Genomic DNA, 16,054 nt, shown 5'->3' with positions numbered 1-16,054 from the left:
CCTGCCGCGACCCTTCCGAGCACGCCTCCGGACAGTCCGGAGCGGCCGACGGAGAGGGATCAGCCGTGACGGAGATCGTCGACAAGCAGGCCGCCCCACCGGCCCCGCCCGGCAGCCGGACCTACAACGAGTGGGCCCGCAACGACACCCTGGAGGACTACTCCCTGCGCTACGCGCCGAAGTCCTTCCGCCGCTGGAGCCCCTACGTCGTGGCCACCACCGCGCTCGGCGGCATCGCCTACCTCGCGGACTTCGCCATCGGCGGTTCCATCGCCGTCGCCCACGGCTTCACCAGCGCCATGGCGGCGATCCTGACGGCGGCGGTCGTCATCTTCCTCACCGGCATCCCGATCTCGTACTACTCCGCGAAGTACTCGATCGACATGGACCTGCTGACCCGGGGTGCGGGCTTCGGCTACCTCGGCTCGACCCTCACCTCGGTCATCTACGCCAGCTTCACCTTCATCTTCTTCGCACTCGAGGGCTCGATCATGGCGCAGGCCCTCGAACTCGGCCTGCACATCCCGCTCGCCCTCGGCTACGTCATCTGTTCCCTGGTCGTCCTGCCGCTCGTCGTCTACGGCATGACCGCGCTCTCCCGGATGCAGGTGTGGACCCAGCCGGTCTGGCTGGTGCTGATGGTCGCGCCGTTCGTCTCCATCGCCGTCCAGGAGCCGGAGAAATTCGGCAAGTTCACCCACTTCGCCGGGAACTCGCCCACCGGCTCCAGCCTCAGCATGATCGGCGTGGGAGCGGGGGCGGGTGTGGCCCTCTCGCTGATCGCGCAGATCGGGGAGCAGGTGGACTATCTGCGCTTCATGCCCGACAAGACGGCGGCCAACGGCAGGCAGTGGTGGGCCGCCGTCCTCAGCGCCGGACCCGGCTGGGTCGTCCTCGGCGCGCTCAAGCAGATCGGCGGTGCCTTCCTCGCCTTCTCCATCGCCGGCAGCGTCGGGCTCGGCATGGCCAACGAACCGATCCAGCAGTACGTCCACGGATTCGGCACCTTCGCCGCGCCCGTCGCCCTGGGACTCGCCACGTTCTTCGTGATCCTCTCCCAGATAAAGATCAACTCCACGAACGCGTACTCCGGTTCGCTGTCCTGGTCCAACTTCTTCTCCCGACTGACGCACCGTCACCCCGGGCGGGTCGTCTACATCTTCCTCAACGTCGGCATCGCGCTCGCCCTCATGGAGTTCGGCGTCTTCGGCTTCCTCAACACCGTGCTCGGGTTCTACTCCAACGTGGCCATCGCCTGGATCGGCGCGGTCGTCGCCGACCTGGTCGTCAACAAGCCGCTCGGACTGAGCCCGTCGTACATCGAGTTCAAGCGGGCCCATCTCCACCACTTCAACCCGGTCGGTTTCGGCTCGATGCTGATCGCCTCGGCGGTCTCCATCGCCGCGTACTTCGGGGCCTTCGGCGCGTACGGCAAGGCGTTCTCGCCGTTCGTGGCGCTGGTGCTGGCCATGGTGCTGTCGCCGCTGTTCGCGGTGGTGACGAAGGGGCGGTACTACATAGCGCGGGCGAATGACCTGGGCGAGCTGGACATGGGTGCGGCGCACATGGACGCGGCACCCATGGGTGAGGCCCACATGTCCGAGGCCCACATGTCCGATGCCCCCACCACCCTTGCGTGCTCGGTGTGTGTCACCGCATTCGAGCGGCCCGACATGGCGAACTGCCCCTTCCACCACGGCGCCGTCTGCTCCCTGTGCTGCAGCCTGGAGAAGGACTGCCACGACAGCTGCAAGAAGACGGCGGCGACCGGACCCGTGGAACTGGCCGCTCCCACCGTGCGGAGCGCGGACTGACACTCCGGCAGCGACCCGGTTCCGCCCAGCACGCGGCGGATCCGGGTCATTCCTTGTATCCCCTGGCGCCCGCGCCTAGCCTCTGGCTCGACACGTCAGGACAGGTAGGTCGACGATGACGCAGCCGCAGGACCCCCGCCACGGCGGAGCCGACCGCCAGATCCATCTGGAGACGCAGGGCCTCGACGTGATCGGCGACGCCGACCGCAAGGGCACCCCGAGCAGCCTGTTCTGGCCCTGGTTCGGCGCCAACGTCTCCGTCCTCGGGCTCAGCTACGGCGCCTTCGCGCTCGGCTTCGGCATCTCCTTCTGGCAGGCCCTCGTCGCCGGAGTGCTCGGCATCACCGCCTCCTTCCTGCTGTGCGGCCTCATCGCGGTCGCGGGCAAACGCGGCTCGGCCCCCACCATGGTCCTCAGCCGCGCCGCCTACGGCGTACGCGGCAACCGTCTGCCGTCCGTCGTCTCCTGGATACTCACCGTCGGCTGGGAGACCGTCCTCGCCACCCTCGCGACCCTCGCCACCGCGACCGTCTTCGCCCGGCTCGGCTGGGGCGGCGGCACCGAGACCAAGGCCGTCGGCCTCCTCGTGGTGGCCGCGCTCACCGTGGTCGGCGGCGTCATGGGCTTCGACCTCATCATGCGGATCCAGACGGTGATCACCCTGATCACCGGCGTACTCACCGTCATCTACATCGCCCTGGTCGCCGACCACATCGACTGGGACACCGTCAGCGCCATCCCGGCGGGCTCCGCCCAGCAGTTCATCGGCGCGCTGGTGTTCGTGATGACCGGCTTCGGCCTCGGCTGGGTCAACGCGGCCGCCGACTACTCCCGTTACCTGCCCCGCGACTCCTCCAGCCGGGGCGTCATCGGCTGGACCGCCTTCGGCGCCTCGGCGGCTCCGCTGCTCCTGCTGGTCTTCGGCCTGCTCCTCGCGGGCTCCTCCGACGAACTGAGCGAGGCCATCGCCGCCGACCCCATCGGCGCCCTGACCACCATCCTGCCCACCTGGTTCCTCGTCCCCTTCGCGCTCGTCGCCGTCCTCGGCCTGGTCGGAGGCGCCGTCCTCGACATCTACTCCTCCGGCCTCGCCCTGCTCTCCGCCGGACTGCGAGTGCCCCGCTATCTGGCCGCGTTCCTCGACGGCGTCCTGATGATCGCCGGCTCGATCTACATCGTGTTCTACGGCGGGGCCTTCCTCGGCGAGTTCATGGGCTTCCTCACCACCCTCGGCGTGCCCATCGCCGCGTGGTGCGGCGTGATGCTCGCCGACCTCGCCCTGCGCCACCGCGACTACGACGAGGGCGACCTGTACCGCCCCGACGGCCGCTACGGCGACGCGCCCGTACTGCCCCTCGTCCTCACCGTCGGCGCGACCGCCGTCGGCTGGGGCCTGGTCACCAACACCGCCGCCGGCTGGCTCACCTGGCAGGGCTATCTGCTTGGTCCGTTCGGCCTCGGCGGCAAGTCGGGGGAGTGGGCGTACGCCGACCTCGGCGTCGTCGTCGCCCTCGCGCTCACCTTCCTCGGCACCCTGCTGTTCGGCCGGGGCCGGGTACGCGCGCAGGAGGCGGCGCCGCCGAGCCCGCCGTACGAGGGGAGCCCCGCCGTATGACCGCCCCCGCCTCGGCGCCCGCCGGTCTGCTCGCCGTCATCGACATGCAGCGGGTCTTCGCCGACCCGGACAGCCCGTGGGGAGTGCCCCGCTTCGCCGACGCGGCGACGGGCGTACGGCGCCTGCTGCCCGCCTTCACCGGCCGCACCGTCTTCACCCGCTTCCTGGCGCCCGCGCCGCCCACCGGAGCCTGGCGCGCCTACTACGCCCGCTGGCCCTTCGCGCTCCAGCCCCCGGGCGCCCCGCTGTGGCGGCTCGCCGACGACTTCGCGGACCTCGCGGGACCGACCCTGGACACCGAGACCTTCGGCAAGTGGACCCCGGGACTAGGGCCTGTCTTTCGGATCAGCCCGAGTCGCGGGGGCTGGCACGCACATCTGCGGCGTTGTCGTCACTCGCCGACTCCCCCACGCTCGGCTTCGCTCGCGCGGGGGCACCCCCATCGCGTCGACTCCCTCCTCCGCCTTGCAGCTGCACGCACCAGCCCCCGCTCGGGTCGGCCGAAAAGCTCGCTCGGCTGGAGCGGCCTGATCCGAAAGACAGGCCCTAGCCGCCCGCCTGGCCCCGGGCGAGCCGCTGGTCCTCGCGGGCGTCAGTACCGAGTGCTGCGTACTGACCACCGCCCTGGCCGCCGCCGACGCGGGCACCGAGGTACTGGTCGTCGCGGACGCCTGCGCGGGCGTGGACGACCGCGCCCACCGCGAGACCCTGCGCCTGCTGGAGCTGTACGGCCCGCTCGTCCGCGTCGTCACCACCGGGGAACTGGGCGCGGGCGACCCGCCCTGACACCGGGGACGGGCGGGTGCGCGGTCGACCGTTGCGCCGTCCGGGGAATCGGACGCATGGTCCGCGCCCGACGGGGTACGCGGCGCGGGAGCGCGCCGGGCTCCCGTCCGCGTGCGTAGCCGTACGACCGCTCTACCTGGGGATGTGCCATGGAGACACCCGCTCACGACGACCACCAGACGCCGGCTCAGCAGGCTCTCGACGTGCTGGCCGTCAACACCGCCGACGAGGCGGCGCTGGACACCCTCGCGCACAGCGACGTGCTCGTCCCGATGCCGGACGACGCGGCCGAGATGGAGGGCGCCGACTCCTCGACGGTCGCCCTGCCCGTTCTGGAACAGCCCGGAGGCGAGCAGGTCGTCCCCGTGTTCACCTCGGAGATCGAGATGGCCGGGCTGCTGCCGTCCATCTCCCGCTACCGGCTGATCCAGCTCGGCGCCCTCGCCGCACAGTGGCCGGAGGAGGAACTCTCGCTCACGATCGACGGCAGCTCCGAACACGGACTGACGCTCACGTCGCAGGGAGTACGGACGCTGCTCGCGCGATGAGCGGATCACCTGGAAGCGGAGCCGTGCCACAGGGGCGGCTCCGCTTCGGGTGGGGCGTGCGGGCCTGTGGGGTTGCGTGCGTGTGGGGTGCGCACACGTGTGGCCCGCATATGGGTTGCTCCCACATAGGGCACACCCCTACATAGGTCGCACCCACATGGCGCGGGCTCACACGGGGCGCGCTCACACAAGCGGGGCCGTCTCACCCAGAGGCCGGGCGGCTCAGTCCTCCCCGGCCAGCATCTTCTCCAGCACGGCGCGCTGCAGGGGACGTACCTCGGCGTACAGATCGCGGCCCTTCCGGGTGAGCGCGACCCACACCCCGCGCCGGTCCTCCGCGCACACCGAGCGCTTGACCAGGCCCTCCTTCTCCAGGCGGCCGATCAGCCGGGACAGCGCGGACTGGCTCAGATGGACCCGGCCGACCAGGTTCTGCACCCGGCACTGATCCCCCTCGGCGGGCGACTCGGCGGCCAGGATGTCCAGCACCTCGAAGTCACTGGCACCGAGCCCGTGCGGATGCAGGACGCGATCGATCTCGCACAGGGTGCGCGCGTGGATCGCGAGGATGCCCCGCCACCGTTCTTCCAGCCGGGCGTCGGCCGTCTTGACTGCCATACCCGCACCGTAGCACCGATCCAGCCACTCCTTGAGTGTGCATGTAGTACCGGATCGAGGCCCCCGCGGCCCCGCCGCTCAGCCTCTCCACGCCCCGTGGCCCGGGGTCCGCCACCGGCCGCGCAGAGGGGCGGGTACCGGACAACGGACACCGAGACGCGGACGCGGCGCCCCCGCCTGCGCCACAGTGGGACACGGTGCACGAGGAGCCCGGGATCGGAGGCGTACGCATGATGGGGAGGCCCTCGGGCCGCGTACGGCAGACCGTCCTGGAACTGCTCAAGGACCCGGCGGCCCACTTCCCCGAGGCGCGCCGCCACCGCGATCCCGTCGGCACCGGGGTCACCGCGCGGGCCGTCGCCGCCCGCCTCGGCCTGCCCCGCCGGACCGTCGCCGCGCACCTCGACTTCCTCGCCGGTCTCGGCCTGCTGCGCACGAGACGGCGGCGCCTCCGCGTCCACTACAGCCGCGACGAAGTCCGCATCGCCGAGGTCGCCCAGCTCTTCGAGAAGGGCTGGTGAGCGGCCCGGGGCCGGTGCGGCCTCGTCCCCGCCCTACGTCACACCGGCTCGGACAAAGCGGACTCGCGCGGTAAGAAGTCGTTGTGAAACGGAAGGACGGCGAGGGCGGGCGGCGACCGGGACGGTAGCGCGTCCGCAGCGTGCCCGCGCCCGGCACCGGCATGTGCGACTCGCTCCCCGGCCACCCCGGACGCCACCACGCGGGGTGGGGGCTCTACGCTGCCGCCAGCACCCGGGGCCGTGCGCGGCCGGGCATAGTAAGACTGACTACAGCACTGTCGACCTCCTCTCCCCAGAACTGGATTCCATGAGCGCCATCTCCGTCGGTCAAGCCGTCGTCCTCGGAGTCGTCGAGGGGGTGACCGAGTTCCTCCCCGTGTCCTCCACCGGCCACCTCAAGATCGCCGAGGGGCTCATGCACATCCCCGTCGACGACAAGTCCGTGGTCGGCTTCTCCGCCGTCATCCAGGTCGGCGCCATCGCCGCCGTGCTCGTGTACTTCTTCAAGGACATCAAGCGGATCATCACCGCCTGGTTCACCGGTCTGGTCCGTCCCCAGGAGCGCTACCGCCACGACTACAAGTTCGCGTGGTGGGTCATCGCGGCGACCATCCCGATCGTGGTGGTGGGTCTGGCCGCCAAGCCGCTGATCGACGGCCCGCTCGCCTCGCTCTGGGTGGTCGCCGGTTCGCTGATCGGCGGCTCGGTCGTCATGTGGTGCGCGGACCAGATGGGCCGCCACAAGCGCGGTGAGGACGACACCTCCTTCAAGGACGCGATGCTGGTCGGCTGCTCGCAGATCCTGGCCCTGCTCTTCCCCGGCTTCTCCCGCTCCGGCGCCACCATGTCGACCGCGCTCATCCTGGACCTCGACCGGGTCGCCGCCACCCGGCTCTCCTTCTTCCTCGGCATCCCGGCCCTGACCGGCGCCGGTATCTACGAGCTGAAGGACGCCCTCGGCGCCGGTGTGGGCGCGGCCCCGCTGGCCGTCGGCACGGGCGTCTCCTTCGTCGTCGCCTACGCCTCCATCGCCTGGCTGCTCAAGTTCGTCGCCAAGCACTCCTTCAACGCGTTCGTGATCTACCGCATCATCATCGGCGCGCTGCTCTTCGGCCTGCTCGGTACTGGTGTGCTCAGCAGCTGACACCACCCTCCTGCCGCGCACGGGGTGCGGAGCCCATATGTGGGCTTCCGCACCCCGTGCGCGTTTTTGGGTGTGACGCCTTGACATGTTTTCCCCGTACGCCGCAGGATCGCCTCCGTGAACCTGTCAGACAGCCAGACAACCGTCCCGGCTCCCCGGCGCGTCAGCGCCATGGAGGCGGTCCTCGGCCATCTGCGCGGCGCCATCGAACGCGGCACGTACGCGATCGGCGACAAGCTGCCCTCCGAGGCCGAGCTGTGCCGCACCCTGGAGATCTCGCGGCCCGTGCTCCGCGAGGCACTGCGCGCGCTCCAGACGATGGGTCTCACCGTCTCCCGGACCGGCAAGGGCACCTTCGTCGTCGCCAGTACGGTGGCGGACCCCACGTTCGGCGACTACACGGCCGGGCACCTTCTGGAGGTGCGCCGCCACATGGAGGTCCCGGTCGCCGGATACGCGGCAGAACGCCGGACCCCGGAGGACCTGGAACGGCTCACCGCCCTGCTGGACCGTATGGACCGGGAGACGGACACCACCGCCTGGGTCGCCATGGACACCCTCTTCCACCTGTCCGTCGCCGAGGCCGCGAAGAACCCGGTCTTCCGCAAGGTGATCGAGGAGATCCGGGACGCCCTGGCCCGCCAGTCCGCCTTCCTGACCGAGCTGGCCGGCCGCCGCGAGCAGTCCAACCGGGAACACCGGGCCATCGTCGAGGCACTGCTCGACGGCTCCGGACCCGACGCCGCCGAGGCGATGAGCCATCACCTCGACCGCGTCGCCACCAGCCTCGACGGCATCGTCCGTCCGCCCGCCCCCGCCGACGCGTGACCCGCGCACCGGCCCGCCCCACCTCGTGATTCAGGCAGAGATGTACAGCAGCTTCCCCGCCGGCGCCCCCGTCGTCCGCGAACCCCGCCATGTGCCCGTCGCCCACCTCGTACGCGGTGGGATCGTCGAAGGCGTCCACCACGGCTCCGTCGTCGTGCTCGGCACCGACGGCCGGGTCGAGTTCGCCCTCGGCGACATCGAGGCCGCCTTCTACCCGCGCTCGGCCCTCAAGCCCGTCCAGGCCGTCGCCATGCTGCGGGCCGGGCTGCCGCTCGACGGCGACCTGCTCTCGCTCGCCGCCGCCAGCCACTCCGGCGAGGAGAGCCACCTCGCGGCCACGCGGCGCCTGCTGGACCTCGCCGGACTCACCGAGGCCGACCTGCGCAACGTCCCCGACCTGCCGTACGACCCGGTCGTCCGGGACGAGTGGGTCGCCGCCGGGTGCGCCCCCTCCCGGCTCGCCCAGAACTGTTCCGGCAAGCACGCCGCCATGCTGTGGACCGCCCGCGTCAACGGCTGGTCCCTGCCCGACTACCTCGACCCGGCCCACCCCCTCCAGCAGGCCGTCGCCCGGGCTGTGGAGGACCTGACCGGGCAGCCTCCCGCCCACGTCACCGTCGACGGCTGCGGCGCGCCGCTCTTCGCCGTCTCCCTGCACGGCCTGGCCCGCGCCGCCGCCCGCATCACCACGGCCGCCCCCGGCACGCCCGAGGCGCGGGTGGCGGACGCCATGCGCGAGCACGCCGAGACGGCCTCCGGCACCCGCCGCGACGTGGCCGCGCTCATGCGGGCGGTGCCCGGTCTGCTCGCCAAGGACGGCTTCGAGGGCGTCCAGGTGGCCGCGCTGCCCGACGGCCGTGCCATCGCCGTGAAGATCGCGGACGGCGCCGACCGCGCGCGCGTCCCCGTCGCGGCGGCGGCCCTGGCCCGCGCCGGGGTCGACCCCGCCCTCCTCACCGCCTTCGAGGGCCAGGCCCTCCTCGGCGGCGGCCGCCCGGTGGGCAGTGTCCGTCCGGTACCCGCGCTGACCGAGGCCCCGCTGACGCCCTGCGCATGAGCCGAGCGACAGCCGGCCGGCCGGGCCGGAAGGCCCCGGCCGGTCAGACGTCCTTGGAGCGCGGTCCCTTCGACCGCAGGATCAGCGCCACTAGCGCCGCGCCCAGTACCGAGATGCCCGCGACCGTGGCGGTCTCCGCCCAGTCCGTGTCGTCGGGCGGTGTCGGGCCGGTGGCCGCCGCGACCGGTACGGCGGAGTGCGCCGGCTTTGGGGCGGGGGCGGTACGCAGGCCGTCCAGGGAGCCGACCGGGTCCACATGCCCGGCCGCCGCGAACCCCCAGTCGAGCAGGGACCGCGCCTCCTCGTAGACGGCGAGGCCGTCGCCCTCCTGAGGGTTCATCACCGTCACCACGAGGGTGTGGCCGCCCCGGCGCGCGGCGGCGACCAGGGTGTTGCCCGCGTTGCTGGTGTAGCCGTTCTTGATGCCGATCAGCCCCGGATAGCGGGCCACCCCGTCCTCGCCGGTCAGCAGCCGGTTGGTGTTCTCGATGCCGAACGGCAGGCCGTCCCCGGGGAACTCGGCCTGCGCGGTGGAGCAGTAGCGGGCGAACTCGGGGTTGCGCAGTCCCTCCCGGCCGAAGATCGCGAGGTCGAACGCCGAGGACACCTGGCCCGGCGCGTCGTAGCCGTCGGGGGAGACCACATGGGTGTCCAGGGCGCCCAGCGCGTGCGCCCTGGTCTGCATCCGGTTCACGGTCCGCGGCACACCCCCGTCCAGTGCGGCGAGCACATGGACGGCGTCGTTGCCGGAGCTGAGGAACACCCCGCGCCACAGGTCGGACACCTGATAGGTGTGGCCCTCCTCCACACCGACCAGGCTGCTGCCCTCGCCGACGTCGGCCAGTTCCTCGTAGCGGACGGTGTGCTTCTCCGCCGCGGGCAGCGTCGGCAGGACGGTGAGCGCGAACAGTGTCTTCAGGGTGCTCGCCGGAGGCAGTTTGCGGTGGGCACCGTCCGCCGCCAGGACCTCGCCGGTACCGGCGTCGGCGATCAGCCAGGACAGCGCCGAGAGCTCCGGCAGCGCGGGCGCGCCGCGCAGGGGCCGTACCTGGGGGCCGGAGCCGTAGAGCAGGGACGGCTGGGGGACGGCCGCTCGGGGCGCCGGGGGTGCGGGTTCCCCCGCGCCGTGTCCGATGGCGGAGGCGGCGGGCGCGAGGGCCAGCACCCCCGCCGCACACAGGGAACAGAGGGACACGGTCGCCCGACGAGAGAATCCGGTGCTCATATGATCAACGTAGGAACGAGAGGGGGGTGCGGCGAGCCACCCGCGCCGGACGGCCCAGTGGAGCAACCCGGATGCCGCACGCGGGAACCCGCCCGGCCCAGCCGGCACCCCGGACCGGCCTCCCGGCGGACGTACGCCGTCACGAGCCCGCGCCGGACGTCCCCGGACCGTAACGATCCCGGACGTACGGGGACTTGGCGCGCCCACTCCGCACTACCGTGACGACATGTCCACGCCACCGCAGCCATCGCAGCCTCCTCAGCCGCCCGGGCAGCCTGGACCGACTCCCCAGCCGCCCGCTCAGCCCGGACCGCAGCAACCCGGAACGGCTCCGCTGCAGCCCGGCTCGCCCGCGCCCCAGCCCTCGGTCCCGCCGCAGCCGACGGCCTACTCCTACCCGAACCCGCAGTCGCCCCCGCAGGCCAACCCCTACACCCAGCCCGCGAACCCCTACGGGCCACCCGCCCAGCCCGGAACCCCGTACGCGCCGCCCGCCCCGTACGGCCCGCCACCGGGCTGGCCGTCCGCTCCGCTGTCCGGCGGCGGGGGAGGGGCAGCCGGACGTGCGGTGCTGTGGGCCGCGGTCGGTGCCGTCGTGGCGTCCGCCGCGTGGGCGGCCGGGGTGTTCCTGATCGGCGCCCCGGGCGACGCGGACCTGCGCGGCTACGCGGCCCCCTCCGACCTGTGCACCAGTGCCGACTACTCGGCGTTCAAGGACGAGTACCCCGCGACCGGCTCCGCCCCGACGCACAGCTCCCTCAAGGACCCCGCGCTGCACGAGAGTTACTGCAGTGTCGGCCTGAAGAAGACCGGCTCGTCCTACTCCGACGCCTACCTCTCCCTGCAACTGGACCTGCACCGCGAGACCGACCCCGCACCGGAGTTCACCGCCACCTGGAAGAACTACGACGACAGCCACACGGGTTACGACGTGCGCCCGGTCGAGGGCATCGGCGACGAGGCGTACCTGGTGAGCCGGGACACCACCAGCGGCTCCTCCAGCGGCTCCCGCTTCGCGACCCTCGCGGTACGGGACGGCTGGACGACGTACACCATGGGCTACAGCGCCTACCTCACCTCCTACGGCAGCGACCAGACGCCGCCCGCCCTCGACGACATCACCGACTGGCTGAAGACCGACACCAAGTCCACCCTCGAACGGCTCAGGGACTGAGCCCGCGGACACGACCTAGGCTTGAGGACATGTTCAGCCCCGAAGGTCCCACCCTGCGTGAACTCGCCGTGCAGGCCCTGTCGTCCGTGGAGCGCGGCTACGACCTGCTCGCGCCGAAGTTCGACCACACCCCCTTCCGGACGCCGGACCTCGTCCTCGAGGCGGTCGCGAAGGCGCTCGGCCCGCTCGGTCCGTACGACGACGGCCTCGACCTGTGCTGCGGCACCGGCGCCGGGCTCGACGTGCTGACCGGGCTGTGCCGGAGCAGCGTCACCGGGGTCGACTTCAGCGCCGGGATGCTCGACGTCGCCCGGGAGCGTGCCGCCGGGCCCGGGGCGCCGTCCGTCGCGTGGGTGCGCGCGGACGCCCGCGCGCTGCCCTTCACGGCCGCCTTCGACCTCGTCGTCAGCTTCGGGGCGTTCGGGCACTTCCTGCCGGAGGAACTGCCGGGGCTGTTCGGTCAGGTCCACAACTCCCTGCGCCCCGGCGGCTGTTTCGCCTTCCCGGTGCTCGCCCCGCCCCGCCCGACGAGCCTCGCGTACTGGGCGCTGCTCGGCTTCGACGCGGCGATGCGGGTGCGCAACTCCGTGTGGCGGCCGCCGTTCGTCATGTACTACCGGGCCTTCCGACTCGGCGATGTCACCAGGGAGTTGACCCGCACCGGCTTCGCCGTCGAGCTGCGGGACCTGCCCGAGTTCGGGCGGCGCGACGACGGCACCCCGCGCGCCCGGCTCCTCGTCGCCCGGCGCGCGGCGGAGGTCAGCCCGCCGCCGGAAGCGTGAACTCGTAGACCAGGGTGTCCTCTTCGGCATTCACCACCAGATCCGTGATCTCCAGCGGGCGTGCGTACTGGTCGCGCACCCGCCGGGTCACGCGCACCGAAGAGGCGTCGCCCACCTGGCTGATGGAGTCCCGGTGGTGCAGGGTCAGGCCCGCCTTGCGCATCCAGTCGTAGGCACGGCCCAGCTCCGCTGGGGTGGCCCCGTCGGCCCGCTCGCGGTAGCGCGCCAGCTCCGCGACCTCGGCCAGCGCCACCGCCGAGAACGACGTCACCGCCGTGCGCAGCGAGCGACCGTCCGGTCCCGCCGACAGATAGCGGTGGACCAGCGTCGGCCGGTGCGGGGCGAGACCCAGCGCCCGCGCGTGCTCCGGCGGCGGTGTCTCCCAGGTCACCGTCGCCCGGTCGACCGCCCCCGGACCGGCAGGCACGGTGCCCACCGGGAAGGTGAGCGACACCGGCTCCTCGACCGGCCGCCCGGGCAGCGTGGCGTGGCTGCCCCGCCGGTCGGTGTTCAGCATTCCGCCCCGCCGCAGCACGTCCAGCGCCTGCCGGACGGTCGCTCGGCTGACCCCGAAGTGCCGCGCGAGATGTCGCTCGCCCGGCAGCCGTTCACCCGGTGGGATCGTTCCGTCGCGCAGTTCGTGGAGCAGCCGGGACGCGACCCGCTGATACAGGGTCTGCTCGCCGCTCTGCCGGGATTCGTGCGGGGTGGTGCGGGACATGCCGCGCCTCCTGTCGGTGACAAGACGTAGCCGCTCGGGCTCATTGCGCCACCGTATCTAGCATTGGTCTAAACCACTTGGGAAGGGAATTCCTGGGGTTCGGCCGAAATCCTTCGGTGTGCAGCGGGAGTTGAGGGGTTACCGCCGAGATGTCAGGTCGCCCAGGCCGTTCGCGAGCAGGGTGAAGGCGTGCTCCGCGTCGGCCACCGCGCCCGCGTAGCGCTCGTCCGCGGATTCTCCGGACGTCATGCGGTCGGCGTTGTCCTGCGCCAACGTCCAGTGCACGCCGGCGATCTGCACCGCCGCGAGGCGTGCGGTGAGTTCCGGGACGCCCGCGGTCTCCTGCAGGGCCTCGGCGAGGGCGCGTTCGGCGACGGTCTTGAACCGCTCCATCCGGGACACCAGCGAGGGCGCGTCGAGGATCATCCGGTGGAGTCTGCGCACCGGCGGGAGGTCGTTGAGCCCGGTGATCGGGTCGCGCTCGCGCAGCCCCTTCAGGAAGTGCGTACGTACCGCGCTCAGTGGATCGGTGCTGGGCACACGGCTTCGCACCACACGAGCCAGCTCCGTCTCATGGTCGGCGAGCCTGTGGACGACGAGGTCTTCCTTGGTCGGGAAGTACGCGAAGAGCGTCCGCTTGGACACCTCGGCCGCCTCGGCCACCTGGGCCACCGAGACCTGGTTGAAGCCGTGCTCCAGGAACAGTGAGATCGCGGCGCCGGAGATCGCCTCACGCGTCCGCTGCTTCTTCCGTTCCCGCAGCCCTGGCTTGCCGTCCACGTCGCTCACCGTAACAGAGAGCTGCCCCGAGAATATTTCTGCACCTGGTATACATTTAACCTCAGGCGAGAGATTGGACCGAAGATGCCGAAAGAGACCGAGACCGAGACCGAGGTCGACGCCCAGGTCGTCGTCGTGGGCGCGGGCCCCACCGGACTGACGCTGGCGTACGAACTGGCCCTCGCCGGGGTCCGGACCCTGGTGCTGGAGAAGCTGCCACAGCGCGTCGATCAGGTGAAGGGCGGTGGAGTGCAGCCCCGCACGGCCGAACTGCTCGAGAACCGCGGCCTGTTGGAGCCGCTGCTGAAGCGCGCCACCCCGCGCGATCAGGTGGGCGGCCACTTCGCGACACTCCCCGTGCCGCTGGACTGCACCCCCTGGACCAGCAGGCACCCCTTCCCGGTCGCCCTCTCCCAGGGCGAGATCGAGGACGTACTCGAGGAGCGGGCGACCGCCGCCGGGGCGCGGGTGCTGCGCGGCGCCGCCGTCACCGGGGTCGAGCAGGACGACGACGGCGTGCTCGTGACGGCGGACGGGGACGGGGACGGGACGCGGGTGCGGGTGCGGGCGCGGTATCTGGTCGCGTGCGACGGCGGCCACAGCACCGTGCGGAAGCTGCTCGGCGTGCCGTTTCCCGGCAGGCCCGGGACGCACCAGGCGGTACTGGCCGACATCCGTCTGACCGCCGTATCGCCTCTGGTGCCACGGCAGTTGGGGCACATGAGCACCCTCACCCGGCAGGGCGGCGGCTACTGGGCCATGCTGGCCCCGCTCGGCGGCGACCGGTACCGGATCACCTTCGGACGCGCGGGCGAGGCCGACGCCTCCCGCGACACCCCCATCACCCCCGAGGAGATCACCACCGCCCTGCGCGCCGTGTACGGGCCCGAGACCACCCTCGGCGCCGTGGACAACGCCTCCCGGTTCACCGACGCCACCCGGCAGGTGGAGAACTACCGCGTGGGCCGCGTCCTGTTCGCGGGCGACGCCGCGCACATCCACCCGCCGCTGGGCGGCCAGGGTCTCAACCTCGGTATGCAGGACGCCTTCAACCTCGGCTGGAAACTCGCCGCCGTCCTCCAGGACCGGGCACCGGGCGCCCTCCTGGACACGTACCACGCCGAACGCCACCCGGTCGGCGCCCAGGTCCTGCACCACACCTCCGCCCAGCGCGTCCTCGCGGACCCCCACCCCGGCGAGGACGTGGCCGCCCTGCGCGACATCGTCACCGACCTGCTGCGCCTGCCCGACGCCAACCGCCACATCGCGGGCCTGATGTCCGGCCTCTCGCTGCGCTACGACCTGCCCGGCGACCACCCGCTCACAGGCGGCCGCGTGCCCGACGCCGACCTGGCCACCGAGGACGGTCCCACGCGGCTGTCGGCGCTCCTCGCCCCGGGCCACGCGGTGCTGCTCGACCTGGGCGGCATCGTCCCGGCCGGGCTCCGGCTCCCGCCCCGCGTCGACCTCGTCCGCGCCACGTCCGCCGAGGACCTGGGCGCCGCCGCCCTGCTCGTCCGGCCCGACGGATACGTCTGCTGGGCCGCCGACGGCGAATCCGGCCTCGGCGCGGACCTGTCCGACGTGATCGCCGAGTGCCTTGTGGGCGCGGCGCGGGACCGGATTGTGGCCTGATCCCAAGCCGGGCAGAGGTCTCGAGCGCGGGCGCCGGAAATCATGCCCGGAACCGCGTCCACTTCGGGCCCGTGCGGGCCCAGTCGCGGTCCCATTCGGTCAGCCGGCGGCGCAGGGCGATGCGGCGTTCCACGGTGCGGGCGAGGAGGGCGACGGCGATCGTGCCGCCCATGGCGCACAGGCCCATGGTGACCGTGTGCTGCCAGACGGCCACGTCGTTCGCCGGAGGCGCCACGCTGTGGCCCCGGCGGTCGAACCAGACCGTCACCGTGTCCTCGGTGCGCGTCCCGGCGGGCACGCGGGACAAGGTGGTGCGGGTCGTGCCGTCCGCGTCGGTCCAGCGGACCTCGGCGCTGTAGGTGTGTCCCCGGTCGCGGTGCACCAGGGGCGAGCTGTCGGATACCGGACCGACCACCTGGGCGCGCACCTGGTGCCGCTCGGCACGCTGCACGAGGGCGCGGGACTGGGCCCGGTCGTGGGCGTGCAGGCCCGCGGCCACCCCGGCCAGGGGCGCCACCACGCACAGCAGGACGGCGACGAGCAGCACCGTCCACGCCTCCACCACGTCCGACCGGCGCCGCAGCGGATTGCGCCGCCACCGCCAACCGCGCACCCGGGTACGCATGTCCACCTCCTCGCCGCGGTGGGGCCGGGGACCAGGGACACCCCGGAGAGCGTCGGGGGCCGACCGGCCGCCGCCCGCGCACGCACACGAGCGTTCCCACCCGTTTCGTACCCCGAACGGCGTACCTCGCTCCTCGTGCGCGTCGCGACTTCACGCCTGGCCGAAAGACGGGCCGTTCGGC

At 72.3% G+C, this 16,054-nt stretch carries 15 protein-coding genes and 2 pseudogenes; 12 read left to right on the top strand and 5 right to left on the bottom strand.

All coding sequences use genetic code 11. The annotated features are described in order from the left end of the window. Positions 1-65 precede the first annotated feature (65 nt). From AB0E91_RS21180 to AB0E91_RS21160, 5 genes and pseudogenes are all read left to right on the top strand, one after another. Complete coding sequence (locus tag AB0E91_RS21180) at positions 66-1,814, top strand: hypothetical protein (RefSeq protein WP_361783935.1); 1,749 nt, start codon at positions 66-68, stop codon at positions 1,812-1,814. Between the two features lie 115 nt (positions 1,815-1,929). Further along, positions 1,930-3,429, top strand: a complete 1,500-nt coding sequence (locus AB0E91_RS21175; protein ID WP_361783932.1) for a cytosine permease — start codon at positions 1,930-1,932, stop codon at positions 3,427-3,429. Then, positions 3,426-3,758 (top strand): annotated as a pseudogene (locus tag AB0E91_RS21170) (cysteine hydrolase); the annotation flags it as partial. The gene AB0E91_RS21175 and the pseudogene AB0E91_RS21170, both read left to right, overlap by 4 nt. Before the next feature lie 217 nt (positions 3,759-3,975). Continuing rightward, positions 3,976-4,215: pseudogene (locus AB0E91_RS21165) on the top strand (isochorismatase family protein); the annotation flags it as partial. A gap of 149 nt (positions 4,216-4,364) precedes the next feature. Then, the gene (locus tag AB0E91_RS21160) at positions 4,365-4,763 is read left to right on the top strand and encodes an SseB family protein (RefSeq protein WP_018546259.1); all 399 of its coding nucleotides are present in this window, start codon (positions 4,365-4,367) and stop codon (positions 4,761-4,763) included. Positions 4,764-4,985: 222 nt separating this feature from the next. On the opposite strand, the gene AB0E91_RS21155 is transcribed toward AB0E91_RS21160, so the two are convergent. Next, the gene (locus AB0E91_RS21155) at positions 4,986-5,381 is read right to left on the bottom strand and encodes a MarR family transcriptional regulator (protein WP_161182198.1); all 396 of its coding nucleotides are present in this window, start codon (positions 5,379-5,381) and stop codon (positions 4,986-4,988) included. A gap of 230 nt (positions 5,382-5,611) precedes the next feature. Here AB0E91_RS21155 and AB0E91_RS21150 point away from each other — a divergent pair, with 230 nt between their 5' ends. From AB0E91_RS21150 to AB0E91_RS21135, 4 genes are all read left to right on the top strand, one after another. Next, the gene (locus AB0E91_RS21150) at positions 5,612-5,902 is read left to right on the top strand and encodes an ArsR family transcriptional regulator (protein WP_361784573.1); all 291 of its coding nucleotides are present in this window, start codon (positions 5,612-5,614) and stop codon (positions 5,900-5,902) included. A gap of 307 nt (positions 5,903-6,209) precedes the next feature. Then, positions 6,210-7,046, top strand: coding sequence for an undecaprenyl-diphosphate phosphatase (locus AB0E91_RS21145; protein ID WP_361783928.1), 837 nt, complete (start codon positions 6,210-6,212; stop codon positions 7,044-7,046). 171 nt (positions 7,047-7,217) lie between these two features. After that, positions 7,218-7,874: a FadR/GntR family transcriptional regulator gene (locus AB0E91_RS21140; RefSeq protein WP_361784570.1), complete on the top strand. Its 657-nt coding sequence runs from the start codon at positions 7,218-7,220 to the stop codon at positions 7,872-7,874. Positions 7,875-7,914: 40 nt separating this feature from the next. Next, complete coding sequence (locus AB0E91_RS21135) at positions 7,915-8,931, top strand: asparaginase (RefSeq protein WP_361783925.1); 1,017 nt, start codon at positions 7,915-7,917, stop codon at positions 8,929-8,931. 43 nt (positions 8,932-8,974) lie between these two features. On the opposite strand, the gene AB0E91_RS21130 is transcribed toward AB0E91_RS21135, so the two are convergent. Beyond that, positions 8,975-10,156, bottom strand: a complete 1,182-nt coding sequence (locus AB0E91_RS21130; protein WP_361783922.1) for a serine hydrolase — start codon at positions 10,154-10,156, stop codon at positions 8,975-8,977. 226 nt (positions 10,157-10,382) lie between these two features. Between AB0E91_RS21130 and AB0E91_RS21125 the strand changes: the two genes are divergently transcribed. Then, positions 10,383-11,330, top strand: coding sequence for a hypothetical protein (locus AB0E91_RS21125; RefSeq protein ID WP_361783919.1), 948 nt, complete (start codon positions 10,383-10,385; stop codon positions 11,328-11,330). A gap of 29 nt (positions 11,331-11,359) precedes the next feature. Continuing rightward, positions 11,360-12,112, top strand: coding sequence for a class I SAM-dependent methyltransferase (locus AB0E91_RS21120; protein WP_361783916.1), 753 nt, complete (start codon positions 11,360-11,362; stop codon positions 12,110-12,112). Here AB0E91_RS21120 and AB0E91_RS21115 read toward each other — a convergent pair. Both AB0E91_RS21115 and AB0E91_RS21110 read right to left on the bottom strand, forming a co-directional pair. Then, on the bottom strand, positions 12,090-12,833 hold the full coding sequence (locus AB0E91_RS21115; RefSeq protein WP_361783913.1) for a GntR family transcriptional regulator: 744 nt from the start codon (positions 12,831-12,833) through the stop codon (positions 12,090-12,092). The two genes, AB0E91_RS21120 and AB0E91_RS21115, sit on opposite strands and share 23 nt — an antisense overlap. Positions 12,834-12,971: 138 nt before the next feature. Next, on the bottom strand, positions 12,972-13,613 hold the full coding sequence (locus tag AB0E91_RS21110; RefSeq protein ID WP_361783910.1) for a TetR/AcrR family transcriptional regulator: 642 nt from the start codon (positions 13,611-13,613) through the stop codon (positions 12,972-12,974). An 84-nt stretch (positions 13,614-13,697) separates the two neighbouring features. Between AB0E91_RS21110 and AB0E91_RS21105 the strand changes: the two genes are divergently transcribed. Further along, entirely contained in the window at positions 13,698-15,248 is a 1,551-nt protein-coding gene (locus tag AB0E91_RS21105; protein ID WP_361783907.1) for an FAD-dependent monooxygenase, read from the top strand. Positions 15,249-15,288: 40 nt separating this feature from the next. Here the strand turns inward: AB0E91_RS21105 and AB0E91_RS21100 are convergent, their stop codons facing one another. Then, on the bottom strand, positions 15,289-15,873 hold the full coding sequence (locus AB0E91_RS21100; protein ID WP_361783904.1) for a hypothetical protein: 585 nt from the start codon (positions 15,871-15,873) through the stop codon (positions 15,289-15,291). Positions 15,874-16,054: the final 181 nt, after the last annotated feature.

Origin of the sequence: Streptomyces sp. NPDC026659, assembly GCF_040638245.1 — a bacterium.
Classification (GTDB): Bacteria; Actinomycetota; Actinomycetes; order Streptomycetales; family Streptomycetaceae; genus Streptomyces.
The sequence above is the reverse complement of the archived record's forward strand: the minus strand, read 5'-3'. Positions and strand labels throughout refer to the sequence as shown.